The sequence below is a fragment of the Sphingomonas sp. Ant H11 genome (assembly GCF_000797515.1).
Lineage (GTDB): Bacteria > Pseudomonadota > Alphaproteobacteria > Sphingomonadales > Sphingomonadaceae > Sphingomonas.
The window spans coordinates 75143-88100 of record NZ_JSBN01000213.1; the positions used below are offsets into that span (position 1 = coordinate 75143).

A 12958-nucleotide genomic window follows, 5' to 3' on the forward strand; every position below is an offset into this window, starting at 1 on the left:
CTTCGCAGGCGAGCGGGCAGGGACGCGCAAAGCCATCCCCTGGAGCACCCCATGACCACCATCTCCATTCGCCGCGCGCTGCTGTCGGTGTCCGACAAGACCGGTATCGTTGATCTCGCCCGTTCGCTCGCCGAGACAGGCGTCGAACTCGTTTCGACCGGTGGCACCGCCAAGGCGCTGCGCGAAGCGGGTCTCACCGTACGGGACATTTCGGACCTGACCGGTTTCCCCGAAATGATGGACGGCCGGGTCAAGACGCTGCACCCGGTGGTGCATGGCGGGCTGCTCGCGGTGCGCGACGATGCCGCGCATGTCGCGTCGATGGAGGAGCATGGCATCGGCGCGATCGATCTCGTCGTGGTCAATCTCTATCCGTTCGAGGCGACCGTCGCCAAGGGTGCCGAGCGCGACGAGATCATCGAGAATATCGATATTGGCGGGCCGTCGATGGTGCGTTCGGCCGCGAAGAACCATGCCTTTGTCGCGATCGTCACCGATCCGGCGGATTATGCGGTGGTCGCGCAAGGCAGCACCACGCTTGCCGATCGCCGTCGCTTCGCCGCCAAAGCTTATGCCGCGACCGCCGCCTATGACGGGATGATCGCGCAGTGGTTCGCCTTTGCCGACCAGGGCGAACGCTTCCCCGAAACGCTGCCCCTGACGCTCAAGCGCGGGCAGGCCTTGCGCTATGGCGAGAACCCGCACCAGTCGGCGGCGTTCTACACCGCCAGCGGCCCGCACGCGCGCGGCATCGGCCAGGCGCGCCAGGTGCAGGGCAAGGAACTCAGCTACAACAACCTCAACGACGCCGATGCCGCGCTCGATCTGGTCAGCGAATTCCGCGAGGCTGCGCCGACCTGCGTCATCGTCAAGCACGCCAACCCCTGTGGCGTCGCTACCGGCACCACGCTCGAACAGGCCTATGCCGCCGCCTTCGCGTGCGACACGGTTTCGGCTTTTGGCGGAATCATCGCGCTTAACCGGGCGCTGGACGGGGCGACGGCGCGCGCGATTTCGGGGATCTTCACCGAAGTGGTGGTCGCGCCCGATGCCGATGAAGAGGCGCTGGCGATCTTCGCCGCCAAGAAGAATTTGCGGTTGCTGCTGACCGGCGACCTGCCCAACCCGGCGCGGCCCGGTCTGCTCGCCAAGGCGATCACCGGCGGCTGGCTGGTGCAGACGCGCGATGGCGCGAGCAACCCCGAGCTGCAGGTCGTGACCAAGCGCCAGCCGACCGCCGAGGAACTGGCCGATTGCCGTTTCGCCTGGACCATCGCCAAGCACGTCAAGTCCAACGCCATCGTCTACGCCAAGGGCGGCAGCACCGCGGGCATTGGTGCGGGGCAAATGAACCGCCTCGAATCCGCGCGCATCGCCGCATGGAAGGCGAAGGACGCCGCCGAGAAGGCGGGTTGGGCAACTCCGCGCACGATCGGTTCGGCGGTAGCATCGGATGCCTTCTTCCCGTTTGCCGACGGTCTCCTGGCAGCAGTCGAGGCGGGCGCGACCGCCGTGATTCAGCCGGGCGGATCGATCCGCGACGATGAAGTGATCGCAGCGGCCGATGCAGCGGGCCTCGCGATGGTGTTCACCGGCGTTCGCCACTTCCGCCACTGAGGCGGCATCAAGCGGTCGCCGTTCAGGCGGCGACCGCTTCCGCCCCCGGCATCCGCCGGAACAAGGCGCGGTCCTCTGGACCGAACGCAAAGCGATATAGCACGAACAGATAGACACCGGCGATGGCGGGTTCGCCGATCAGCAGCTCCGCCCATTCGAAACGGTGCGGCAGCAGGGTGAACGCTCCGCCGACCAGCCCCGCCGCCAGCACCGCCCACGCCATCGGCCAGCGCCAGCCCGCGACGCGCGCCTTGAGCAAATGTGCCAGATAGTTGGATTTGATAATCGACGTCAGCACGACCGACAGGAACAGCGCGATCGCCGGACCCGCCGCCTGATATTCGAGCGGCCAGCCGAGCCATTGCATCCCGAAGATCAGCGCGAAGCTAAGGCCCACCTGGAACAGCAGCATCCCGATCGAAATCGCCATGTTCTGCAGCCGCGCGATATAGACGAGCGCGGATTCGCACACCGCCCCGGTCGAGGCCGCCGCTTCCGCGAACAGCAGGAACGCGAGCGCCGCCGTCCCCGCGACGAATTGCGGGCCCACCGTCCCCATCACCGCCTCGCCCGGAATGGAGCCCATCATCGCGAGGCCGGTCTGCGCCGCCAGAATCCAGAAGCCGACTTGCCGCACCTGGCTGGCCACGCCGGCATTGTCGCCGCGCGCGAGACTGGTGGTGATGACCGGGCCCAGGATCGGGTCGAAACTGGTCTTCAGCTTCCCCGGAATCGAGGCGACCTGCTGCGCCATCCAGTAAATGCCGACGATGCGCGGTTCGAACATCAGGAACAGGATCGAGCGATCGACATTGCGCGTACCCCATTCCAGCGCATCGGCCCCGGCGAGCGGGGCATTGCGACGGATCAGCGCGATGGTGCGTGCCGGGTGCAGCCGCCAGCCATGCGGTCGCCCGTAACTGCGCACGAACGGAACGGCGGATGCCGCCAGCGCGGCGATCATCGACAGCATATAGGCGATGACCAGCCCGTCATGCCGCGCGATTGGATACAGCACGCCCGCCGCGATCGAGATCGTCCACGGTTCGATCACCGCGCGCGCAGTCACCGTCGCCTGAACGTTGCGGCGATAGGCGAGGCCGGCAAGCATGATGTCGGACCACGCGCTGGCGACGATGATGCAGGGTAGCAGGCGTTCGAGCAGAGTCGGGCTGCTACCGTGATACATCAGCTCGGGCACCAGCATCAGCGCGGCGCTGGCGAGGCCCGACGCGATTGCGGCGACCACCAGGCAATCCCATACGATCTGGACATGCGGTCGCTCGTCCGCCTCCGCGATCGCTTGCGCCAGCCCGCGCTTAAGCCCGAAGGTAGCGAGCAAGGCCGCGACCTCGACGAACAACACCGCACGCGCAAAGGTGCCGAGCGTATCCGGGCCGTAGAGTCGGCCGGCGATGAACAGGAACGGCAGCCGCGCGACCAGCCGCATCATGAAGCCGATGATGTTGGTGCGGCCACCTTTGGCCAGCGCGTCGATTTCTTCCGTGCTTTGCCCGCCGGTCACGCCTGCGAGAGCGCTCAATGCGCGGCCCCCCAGCTGAGCCCGGTGCCGATCTCGATGCCCAGCGGAACGCTGAGCGTCACCGCGGGCTCGGCGGCGGTTGCCATCACGCGTTCGATTACCGGCTTGGCGGCGGCGACATCGCCTTCGGGCAGTTCGAAGACCAGTTCGTCATGCACCTGCAGCAGCATCTGCACGTCGGGCAGGCCAGCTTCGAGTAAGGCCGGGCCCATCCGCACCATCGCGCGCTTGATGATGTCGGCGCAGGTGCCTTGGATCGGGGCGTTGATCGCGGCGCGTTCGGCCCCCTGGCGCTCATGCTGCACCTTGGAGGCGATGCGCGGGAAATGCGTTTTCCGCCCGAACAGGGTGGTGGTGTAGCCGGTTTCGCGCACGCTCTCGGTGGTCTGCGCGATATAGTTGCGGATGCCGGGGAAGCGGTCGAAATAGCGGTCGATCATCGCCTGTGCTTCGTCCGCCGTCACATCCAGCCGACCGGCCAGGCCCCAGCGGCTGATGCCGTAAAGGATCGCGAAGTTGATCGTCTTGGCGCGGCCGCGCGTGTCGCGATTGACCTCGCCGAACAATTCCTGCGCGGTCATGCTGTGGATGTCGGCCCCGCTGGCGAAGGCTTCGCGCAATGCGGGCACATCGGCCATGTGCGCGGCAAGCCGCAGCTCGATCTGTGAATAATCGGCGGCGAGCAGGACATTGCCCGGTTCCGCCACAAAGGCATCGCGGATCTGGCGGCCGATTTCGGTGCGGATCGGGATGTTCTGCAAATTGGGATCGGTCGAGGACAAGCGCCCGGTCTGCGCGCCGGTCAGGCTGTAAGACGTATGCACGCGCCCCGTCGCCGGGTTGATCTGCGCTTGCAGGGCATCGGTATAGGTCGATTTGAGCTTCGACAATTGCCGCCATTCGAGCACCTTGGTGGCGATGTCCTTGCCGGGGGAATCGCGGTCGGCAGCGATGCGTTCCAGTTCGGTGACATCGGTCGAATAGACGCCCGACTTGCCCTTGCGGCCACCCTTGATGCCCATGCGTTCGAACAGCACGTCGCCCAATTGCTTTGGGCTGCCGATCGTGAACGGGCCACCGGCGAGCGCATGGATCTCGACTTCGAGCGCGCCGATCTGTCCGGAAAACTCGCCCGACAAATGCGCGAGGCGCTCGCGATCGACCTTGATGCCGTGGCGTTCCATCTGCGCGATGACGGGGACGAGCGGCCGGTCGACCATTTCATAGACACGCGTTGCGCCCTCGGCGGGCAAGCGCGGTTTGAAGCGCCGCCACAGCCTGAGCGTGACATCGGCGTCCTCGGCGGCGTAGCGCGTGGCTGCGTCGAGATCGATCTCGTTGAAGGTGCGTTGCGACTTGCCGACGCCGACCACGTCCTTGAAGGCGATGCAGCTATGCGAGAGATGCGTCGCGGCGAGTTCGTCCATGCTATGGCCGTGCAGCCCGGCATCGAGATCGAAGCTCATCAGGATCGTATCGTCAAAGGGCGCGACGTTCACGCCCAACCGCCCGAGCACGATCATATCGTATTTCAGATTGTGCCCGATCTTGAGCACGCCCGGATCCTCGAACAGCGGCTTCAACTTGGCGAGCGCGACCTCTGCGCTCAACTGCACCGGTTTTTCCGCAAAGAGCCCGCTTCCGCCATGTGCCAGAGGTACGTAGCAAGCGAGATTGGGATGCAGCGCCATGCTGATTCCGACCAGTTCGGCGCGCGTGGCATCGATTCCGGTGGTTTCGGTGTCGATCGCGATCCAGCCCTGGTGGCGCGCGATGGTGATCCAGCGCTCCAGCGCGGTTTCGTCGACCACGGTCTCATACGAATCATGATCGCAGGGTGGGTCCTGCTCGGTCGGCACCGCCTTGGGGTCCGGAATCGGCGCATCGGCGACGGCCGACAATTTGGCGATGAGCGACTTGAAGCCGTGATGCTCCAGGAACGCGCGCAACGGCGCATCGGGAATGCCCTGCAATTCGAGCTCGTCGAGCGGCTGCGGCAGCGGTTCGTCGCATTTGAGCGTGACCAGCACCTTGGACAGCCGCGCATTATCGGCCTGCGCGATCAGATTGTCGCGCAATTTGCCGGCCTTCATCGTCGGCGCGGCGGCGAGCACGCCCTCGAGATCGCCATGTTCGGCGATCAGCTTGGACGCGGTCTTGGGGCCTACGCCGGTGACGCCGGGGACGTTGTCGACGCTGTCGCCCATAAGCGCGAGCACGTCGCCCAATTGCGCGGGTTCGACGCCGAACTTCTCGCGGACATGCTCCGCGCCAAGGCGGCGGTTGTTCATCGTGTCGTACAGATCGAGTCCAGGCTCGATCAACTGCATCAGATCCTTGTCGGCGGAGACGATCGTCACCGCCCAGCCCTGCGCCAGCGCGGCTTTGGCGTAGCAGGCGATGATATCGTCGGCCTCCAGCCCCTCGGTCTCGATACACGGCAGCGAGAAAGCGCGCGTGGCATCGCGAATCATCGGGAATTGCGGGACCAGATCCTCGGGCGCGGGCGGGCGGTGCGCCTTATATTGATCGTACAGATCGTTGCGGAAGGTCTTGCTCGACTTGTCGAGGATGACCGCCATGTGCGTCGGCCCATCGGCCTTGTGCAGTTCATCGGCCAGTTTCCACAGCATCGTGGTATAGCCGTAAACGGCACCGACCGGCTCGCCATGAATGTTGGTGAGCGGCGGGAGGCGGTGATAGGCGCGGAAGATATACCCCGAGCCATCGACAAGATAGAGATGCGGCATTGCGGGTGGATAGCCCAAGCTTTCGCAAGGACAAAGCCCCGCTTTCGTGTCGGCTATCCGTGATTCGCCACGACGCTCGCCACCACCGCCTGCATCAGCGCCTGGCGGGCGGGAATCGGCTTGGGCGTATCGCCGATCATCACTGCGATCGCGTAGCTGCGGCCATCGGGGGCGATCAGCAGGCCGACATCGTTATAGCCGGCAGTGCGTCCGGCGAGATCCTGGCCCGTGCCGGTCTTGTGGCCGAAGGTCCACCCGGCTGGCACCGCGCCGCGCAGGCGCTGCTTGCCGGTATGCGAGGATTCCATCGTGGCCAGAAGATACTCGGTCGAGCTGCGCGACAACAGGTCCCCCGCGCTTCAGCCGCGCCAGTGCCTCCGCAATGGCGCGGGGGGGCCGCACCGTCGGGCGGATCGGAAACATAGCGTTCATAGGCGGCGATGCGGTCGGTGCGCGGGAGACGCGCGCGGGCGAGCGCAAAGGCGTTGCCGAAGGCGAAATCGGGTTTCCATACCAACCCGGCGGTCTGGCTTTGCAGCAGGCGCTCGCCCGGGCCGAAGCGAATGTCGCCCAGCCGCTTGCGCTGGAGGAAATCGCGCACCGCATTGGGCCCGCCGACATAGCGCAACAAGCGGTCGTTGGCGGTGTTGTCGCTCATCGTCAGCGCGCGTTGCAACAATTCGCCGACGGTGGTCTGATAGCCCTGCTCACCCTTGATCAGCGCCGCGATCGGCTGATGGAAGACGGTGAGATCGTCGCGGGTCAGCGTGATCGGATCTTCGAGTTTCAAGCGCCCGGCATCGCGGTAATCGAGCACGGTCATCGCGACCCACAATTTGCTGACGCTTTGCTGCGGCAGGCGTTGCTCGCCGCCGGTGTCGACCGCCCAGCCTTCCTCGATGCTGCGCACTGCGACGCCAACGCGTCCGTCAAAGCCCCGCACCAGCGCCGCGACATTGGCGACGAGCGCGGAAGGCGGCGCGACGGGCCGCGGCGCGATGGGGACCGTCACCGTAGAGCTCGGCAGCGGAGCGAGCGGCGGAGCGGCGGCGAGGCGCGCGACATGGACATTGGCATCGTGACCGCAGGCGCACAGGGCAGCCGTAAGCACCATTGCCGCCGCCGGTTTTGGGAATCGATACGGAAGAATGCGCGTCACCGTTTACTTGCCCCAATGTCCCGAGAAAGACCCTCTCTCCCGAGCCCCACATCCCATGATAGGGCAACAATAGGGTTGAGGAATCCTTTCGCGGCAACCGTGCGATGAATCGCCTGTACCACAGGATGAGACGAGCTTTTAGCGGGAACCGGCCAGACCGTTGATTTCAGGGCACCAAAATGGTGTCGAGCGCTTCGGGCAGCATATTTGGATAATCCAGCGTATAATGCAGCCCGCGCGATTCCTTGCGGTGCAGCGCCGAACGCACGATCAGTTCCGCGGTCTGCAGCAGGTTGCGCAACTCGATCAGGTCGGGCGTGACGCGGAAGTGGCCGTAATAATCGTTGACCTCGTCGGTCAGCATGCGGATGCGGTGCTGCGCGCGTTCCAGCCGCTTGGTGGTGCGCACGATCCCGACATAATTCCACATGAAGCGGCGGATTTCGGTCCAGTTCTGCTTGATGACGACTTCCTCGTCCGAATCCTCGACGCGGCTTTCGTCCCACGGGCGGATCGCCGGCGGCGGGGGCAAATCGTCCCAATGCTCGCTGATATGCTGGGCGCACGCTTCGCCGAACACGAAACATTCGAGCAGGCTGTTGGAGGCAAGCCGGTTGGCGCCGTGCAGCCCGCTCTCGCTGCATTCGCCCGCGGCATAGAGGCCGGGAAGATCGGTGCGACCGTCGAGATCCACCACCACCCCGCCGCAGGTGTAATGCTGCGCGGGCACCACCGGGATCGGGTCGGTGGTCATGTCGATGCCGAGGCCGAGCAGCTTTTCCTGGATGTTGGGGAAATGCTCGTGGATGAACTCCGGCCCCATATGGCTGATGTCGAGATGAACGTAATCGAGCCCCAAGCGCTTGATTTCATGGTCGATCGCGCGCGCGACGATGTCGCGTGGGGCCAGTTCCAGCCGCGGATCGAAATCGGGCATGAAGCGATAGCCGGTATCGGGGATGAGCAATTGCCCGCCCTCGCCGCGCACCGCCTCGGTAATCAGGAAATTCTTGACGTCGAGATTGTAGAGGCAGGTCGGGTGGAACTGCATCATCTCCATGTTGGAAACACGACACCCCGCGCGCCATGCCATGGCGATTCCATCCCCGGTTGCGCCACGCGGTGCCGTCGAAAACAGATAGGTGCGCCCTGCCCCGCCCGTTGCGAGGATCGTTGCGCGCGCGGTGTACAGCTCGACCCGACCGGTCGCGCGGTTGACGGCATAGACGCCCCACACATGCCCCGCGCCCGAATAGCGTTCCTCATGCCGACTGGTGGCAAGGTCGATCGCGACCATGTCGGGGACGAGCGTGATGTTGGGATGGTCGGTCGCGGCGCGTTGCAGCGCTTCCTGCACCGCCCAGCCGGTCGCATCGGCGACATGGACGATGCGGCGGTGCGAATGGCCGCCCTCGCGCGTCAAATGCAGCGCCCCGCCATTCTCTTCGCTTTCGGTCGCAAAGGGCACGCCGAGTTCGCGTAGCCGCGCGATCGCAGCGGGCGCGCGTTCGACCACCATTTCGACGGTCGCACGGTTGTTCAGCCCGGCACCCGCGATCATCGTGTCTTCGATATGGCTTTCGAAGGTGTCGCCTTCTTCCAGCACGGCCGCGATGCCGCCTTGCGCCCAGGCGGTCGAGCCTTCGTCGAGCCGCCCCTTGGCGAGTACAGTAACCTTGAAACGATCGGCGAGGTTGAGCGCTGCGGTGAGCCCGGCTGCACCCGAGCCGATGATGAGCACGTCCGAGGTGTTGGTCTGGGGCAAAAGCGGATCCGTTCGTGTCGAGCGCAGTCGAGACACCTGTCGCGGTGGCCCGCAGGGTTCTCGACTACGCTCGAACCGAACGGGAAGACAAGGATATTAGGCGGCGTTCGATGCCCGCGTAAGGTTTAGGAACACGTCCTCCAGATCGGCTTCGCGCGTCGAGACATCGACGATGCCGTAACCATCGGCCTGCACCGCAGCGAGCACCTGGCCCGCATTCACCTGGTCCTTGGCATAGGTGATGGCGAGCGTGCGCGTGCCCTTGAGTGCGATCTTCTGGAAACATGCCGCCGTTGGCAGTGCGGCAACGTCGCGGTCGACGGTCACCTCGACCAGCTTCTCGGTCGCCTTTGCCAGCAATTCGCGCGTCGGCTCGTTGGCGATGACCTTGCCATGGTTGATGATGGCGATGCGGTCGCACAATTGTTCGGCTTCCTCGAGATAATGCGTCGTCAGCACCACCGTGATCCCCGCATCGTTGAGCGAGCGGACATAGGCCCAGAGCTGCTGGCGCAATTCGATATCGACGCCGGCCGTCGGCTCGTCCAGCACCAGCACGGGCGGGCTGTGGACCATGGCCTTGGCGACCATCAGCCGCCGTTTCATCCCGCCCGACAGCGTGCGCGCATAGGCATTGGCCTTGTCCTCGAGATGCACCGCGCGCAGCAATTCCATCGAGCGCCGCTTCGCCTTGGGCACGCCGTACAGCCCGGCCTGGATCTCCAGCGTCTCGAACGGCGAGAAGAACGGGTCGAACAGGATTTCCTGGTTGACGATGCCGATCGAAACCTTGGCGTTGCGCGGGTGTTGGTCGATATCGAAGCCCCAGATCGAGGCGCTGCCGCTGGTCTTGTTAACGAGGCCGGCCAGGATGTTGATGAGCGTCGATTTGCCCGCACCATTGGGGCCGAGCAGGCCGAAGATTGTCCCACGCGGTACATCGAACGAGACCCCGTCGAGCGCGCGCTTGCCGCCCTTATAGGTCTTGCACAGGTTCGCGATGGAGATAGCGGCCTCGGTCATGGCTTCGCCCTACGCGCGCCACGCGCCAAGCTCAATCCTCCCCGTGCCGGGGAGGATTGTTCACGCGCGACACCGCTGCTATGCGCGTCGCCATGATCGCTCCGCCCGAAATCGTCCGTGTCACCCACACCCGCAATCATTGCGATGGCGCGTCGGATATTCCCGGCGGTGCCAGCCTCGGCCATCCGCGCGTTTTCCTCGAAATCGATGAGAGCGGCTATGTCGATTGCGGCTATTGCGACCGGCGTTTCGTCCTGATCGGTGGCCCCGCCGATGGTGTCGATCCGTCGACCTTGCGCGATCACGGGGATGGCGCAGGCCTGTAAGCCGCCTATATTGTCGGAATGACCAGTCCGACAGACCCCCGCGCCTTTCTCTATCATGATGGCCAGCTCGATCCGGCGGAGGCGCAGGCGCTGACTGTCGCTGCGCTCGGCAAGGCCGATGATGGCGAGCTTTACCTGCAATATCGCAAGTCCGAGGCGTTCGGCTTCGATGACGGGCGGTTGAAAACAGCCAGCTACGACACGCATTCGGGCTTCGGCTTGCGCGCGGTGTCGGGCGAGATGACCGCCTTCGCCCATGCCAATGAGCTGAGCGCCGCCGCGATCCGGCGCGCGAGCGAAACGATGGCGCTGATCGATCCATCGTCCGCGCCCAAAGCGGGGCCGCCGCGCAGCACGAACCGGCATCTCTATACAGCCGCCGACCCGCTCGACCTGATCCCATTCGCCGACAAGGTGAACCTCTGCCAGACGATCGACGCCGCCGCGCGCGCGCGCGATCCGCGTGTGGCGCAGGTGTCGGTGTCGCTCTTGGGCAATTGGAACGTCATCGAGATCGTCCGCGCCGACGGCTTCGTCGCGACCGACGTGCGCCCGCTGGTGCGCTTGAACGTGTCGATCGTCGTCGAGCAGAATGGCCGCCGCGAAACCGGTACTTTCGGCATGGGCGGTCGCTATCTCTATACCGAGCTGATGGAACCGGCGACGTGGAACCGCGCGATCGATCAGGCACTGTCGCAGGCGCTGGTCAATCTCGATGCGGTCGCGGCCCCGGCGGGCGAGATGACCGTGCTGCTCGGACCGGGCTGGCCCGGCATCCTGCTGCACGAAGCGATCGGCCATGGGCTGGAGGGGGATTTCAACCGCAAGGGCACCAGCGCCTTTTCCGGCCGCATCGGCGAGCGCGTCGCGGCCCCGGGCGTGACGGTGGTCGACGACGGATCGATCGCCGACCGGCGCGGCTCGCTGTCGATCGACGACGAAGGCACGCCGACGCAGGAAAATGTGCTGATCGAGGACGGTATCCTCAAGGGCTATATCCAGGACCGCCTCAACGCGCGCCTGATGGGCGTGGCCCCGACCGGCAATGGCCGCCGCGAAAGCTTCGCCCATGCGCCGATGCCGCGCATGACCAACACTTTTATGCGCGGCGGCAACGACGATCCGGCCGAATTGCTCAGCCGCATGAAGACCGGCATCTTCGCCAAATCCTTCGGCGGCGGTCAGGTCGATATCGTCTCGGGCAAATTCGTGTTCAGTTGCACCGAGGCGTATCTGGTCGAGAATGGCAAGCTCGGCGCGCCGATCAAGGGCGCGACGCTGATCGGCGATGGCCCGTCCTGCCTGACGCGCGTCGAAGGGATCGGCAACGATTTCGCGCTCGACGAGGGCGTCGGCATGTGCGGCAAAGGCGGTCAGAGCGTTCCCGCAGGCGTCGGGCAGCCGACCTTGCTGGTCGCGGGGCTGACGGTCGGCGGAACGGCGGTCTAAGCCCGCACATCGCCAAAGGGATGCGCTTATGTTAAGCGGTTGCGATGGAGTTCTTTCGCGCCCTTGACGACAAGCACCGCGCCTTCATTGCGCGGCAGCCGGTGTTTTTCGTGGCGACGGCGGCGGAGGGCGCGCGCATCAACCTCAGCCCCAAGGGCATGGACAGCTTTCGCGTGCTCGGGCCCAATCGCGTTGCCTATCTCGACCTTGGCGGATCGGGCAACGAAACGCAGGCGCATCTCGCCGCCGATGGGCGCATCACCATCATGTTCTGCGCGTTCGACAATCCGGCGTTGATTTTGCGGCTGTATGGCACCGGGCGTTTCGTGATTGCGGGGGAGCCGGAGTTCGACGCGCTCGCCCAGCATTTTCCGCGCTTGCCCGGTGCGCGGCAGGTGTTCGACATCGCGGTGGACAGCGTGCAGACCAGTTGCGGATGGGGCGTGCCGCATATGACGCTCGATCGTCCGCGCGACACGCTGGTCAAATATCACGCCCAGCAAGATCCGGAGGCGCGCCTCGCCAAGATCGCGGATCGCACGACGAGCATCGACGGCCTGCCCGTGCGCGTGCAGGCGGTGTTGCCGACCTTCGACCTGCCTGTCGCGTGATTCACCCATGAGTCTGGCGGAGCTGGGCCGCTTTGCGCGCAACGAAGCGCATATCGTGATCGGACTACTCGAGTCCGAGGGGATTCCGGCGTTCGCGCTCGACGGCAATGCCAGCATTGCGGATGGGAGCCAGTTCTTCATCCCCGTGCGCGTGATGGTCGATGCGGACGATATCGAGGCCGCGCGGCAGATCATCGCAGCGCTGCCCGATTCTTAGGCAGACCTTCGCGACTGCACAAAAATTTACCCATCGGTAATCTTTCCTGACGCGTTTGTGCGCGGAAACGCGTCTTTCTAACTCTGGCACGGTCATTGCGTAGAAGCCCTCGGGGTCCATAACCAGGGGCGGTTGTCGCATGAAGCTCGTCATAGCCATCATCAAACCCTTCAAGCTTGATGAGGTGCGCGAAGCGCTCACCGAAATCGGCGTTGCCGGGATGACCGTTACCGAGGTCAAGGGATTCGGCCGCCAGAAGGGCCAGACCGAAATCTATCGCGGTGCGGAATACAGCACCAACATGGTGCCCAAGATCAAGATCGAGATCGTCTGCGGCGCGGATCTTGCCGACAAGGTCGTCGAGGCGATCCAGGCGTCGGCCAATACCGGCGCGATCGGCGACGGCAAGATTTTCGTGCTCGATGTCGGGCAGGCGGTCCGCATCCGCACCGGCGAAACCGATGAGACCGCGCTGTGAGCGGGGCTGTTAAGGGGGTA

At 64.9% G+C, this 12958-nt stretch carries 10 protein-coding genes and 1 pseudogene; 6 read left to right on the forward strand and 5 right to left on the reverse strand.

Going from position 1 to position 12958, the window contains the following annotated elements; all coding sequences use genetic code 11:
- Positions 1-51 precede the first annotated feature (51 nt).
- Positions 52-1617: a bifunctional phosphoribosylaminoimidazolecarboxamide formyltransferase/IMP cyclohydrolase gene (gene purH, locus NW75_RS22340; RefSeq protein ID WP_033967533.1), complete on the forward strand. Its 1566-nt coding sequence runs from the start codon at positions 52-54 to the stop codon at positions 1615-1617.
- Between the two features lie 22 nt (positions 1618-1639).
- On the opposite strand, the gene NW75_RS22345 is transcribed toward purH, so the two are convergent.
- The 5 genes and pseudogenes from NW75_RS22345 to NW75_RS22365 all read right to left on the reverse strand — a co-directional run bounded on the left by NW75_RS22345 (position 1640) and on the right by NW75_RS22365 (position 9857).
- Entirely contained in the window at positions 1640-3160 is a 1521-nt protein-coding gene (locus NW75_RS22345; RefSeq protein WP_081988883.1) for a lipopolysaccharide biosynthesis protein, read from the reverse strand.
- Complete coding sequence (gene polA / locus NW75_RS22350; RefSeq protein ID WP_033967534.1) at positions 3157-5910, reverse strand: DNA polymerase I; 2754 nt, start codon at positions 5908-5910, stop codon at positions 3157-3159. Before polA ends, NW75_RS22345 begins: the two co-directional genes overlap by 4 nt.
- Positions 5911-5963: 53 nt before the next feature.
- Positions 5964-7024, reverse strand: a pseudogene (bla, locus tag NW75_RS22355) (class A beta-lactamase).
- A 211-nt stretch (positions 7025-7235) separates the two neighbouring features.
- Complete coding sequence (gene nadB, locus NW75_RS22360) at positions 7236-8834, reverse strand: L-aspartate oxidase (protein ID WP_033967535.1); 1599 nt, start codon at positions 8832-8834, stop codon at positions 7236-7238.
- Positions 8835-8930: 96 nt separating this feature from the next.
- A complete protein-coding gene (locus NW75_RS22365; RefSeq protein WP_033967537.1) occupies positions 8931-9857 on the reverse strand; it encodes an ABC transporter ATP-binding protein in 927 nt (308 codons plus the stop codon).
- Between the two features lie 92 nt (positions 9858-9949).
- On the opposite strand from NW75_RS22365, the gene NW75_RS22370 reads away from it, so the two are divergent.
- The 5 genes from NW75_RS22370 (at position 9950) to NW75_RS22390 (ending at position 12938) form a co-directional block, all read left to right on the forward strand.
- Complete coding sequence (locus tag NW75_RS22370) at positions 9950-10183, forward strand: zinc-finger domain-containing protein (protein WP_033967581.1); 234 nt, start codon at positions 9950-9952, stop codon at positions 10181-10183.
- Between the two features lie 18 nt (positions 10184-10201).
- Positions 10202-11632 carry a metalloprotease TldD gene (gene tldD / locus NW75_RS22375; protein ID WP_033967538.1) on the forward strand — a complete coding sequence of 477 codons (1431 nt, stop codon included), beginning with the start codon at positions 10202-10204 and terminating at the stop codon, positions 11630-11632.
- A 44-nt stretch (positions 11633-11676) separates the two neighbouring features.
- Positions 11677-12243, forward strand: a complete 567-nt coding sequence (locus NW75_RS22380; RefSeq protein WP_033967540.1) for a pyridoxamine 5'-phosphate oxidase family protein — start codon at positions 11677-11679, stop codon at positions 12241-12243.
- Between the two features lie 7 nt (positions 12244-12250).
- Entirely contained in the window at positions 12251-12460 is a 210-nt protein-coding gene (locus NW75_RS22385) for a putative signal transducing protein (protein ID WP_033967542.1), read from the forward strand.
- Positions 12461-12599: 139 nt separating this feature from the next.
- Positions 12600-12938: a P-II family nitrogen regulator gene (locus NW75_RS22390; protein ID WP_010405890.1), complete on the forward strand. Its 339-nt coding sequence runs from the start codon at positions 12600-12602 to the stop codon at positions 12936-12938.
- Positions 12939-12958 lie beyond the last annotated feature (20 nt).

Bases quoted from the DNA above. Each gene is read 5' to 3' on its own strand.
- NW75_RS22380 (WP_033967540.1), top strand. From the start codon at position 11,677: ATGGAGTTCTTTCGCGCCCTTGACGACAAGCACCGCGCCTTCATTGCG.
- NW75_RS22370 (WP_033967581.1), top strand. From the start codon at position 9,950: ATGATCGCTCCGCCCGAAATCGTCCGTGTCACCCACACCCGCAATCAT.
- NW75_RS22365 (WP_033967537.1), bottom strand. From the start codon at position 9,857: ATGACCGAGGCCGCTATCTCCATCGCGAACCTGTGCAAGACCTATAAG.
- polA (WP_033967534.1), bottom strand. From the start codon at position 5,910: ATGCCGCATCTCTATCTTGTCGATGGCTCGGGGTATATCTTCCGCGCC.
- NW75_RS22390 (WP_010405890.1), top strand. From the start codon at position 12,600: ATGAAGCTCGTCATAGCCATCATCAAACCCTTCAAGCTTGATGAGGTG.
- purH (WP_033967533.1), top strand. From the start codon at position 52: ATGACCACCATCTCCATTCGCCGCGCGCTGCTGTCGGTGTCCGACAAG.
- tldD (WP_033967538.1), top strand. From the start codon at position 10,202: ATGACCAGTCCGACAGACCCCCGCGCCTTTCTCTATCATGATGGCCAG.
- NW75_RS22385 (WP_033967542.1), top strand. From the start codon at position 12,251: ATGAGTCTGGCGGAGCTGGGCCGCTTTGCGCGCAACGAAGCGCATATC.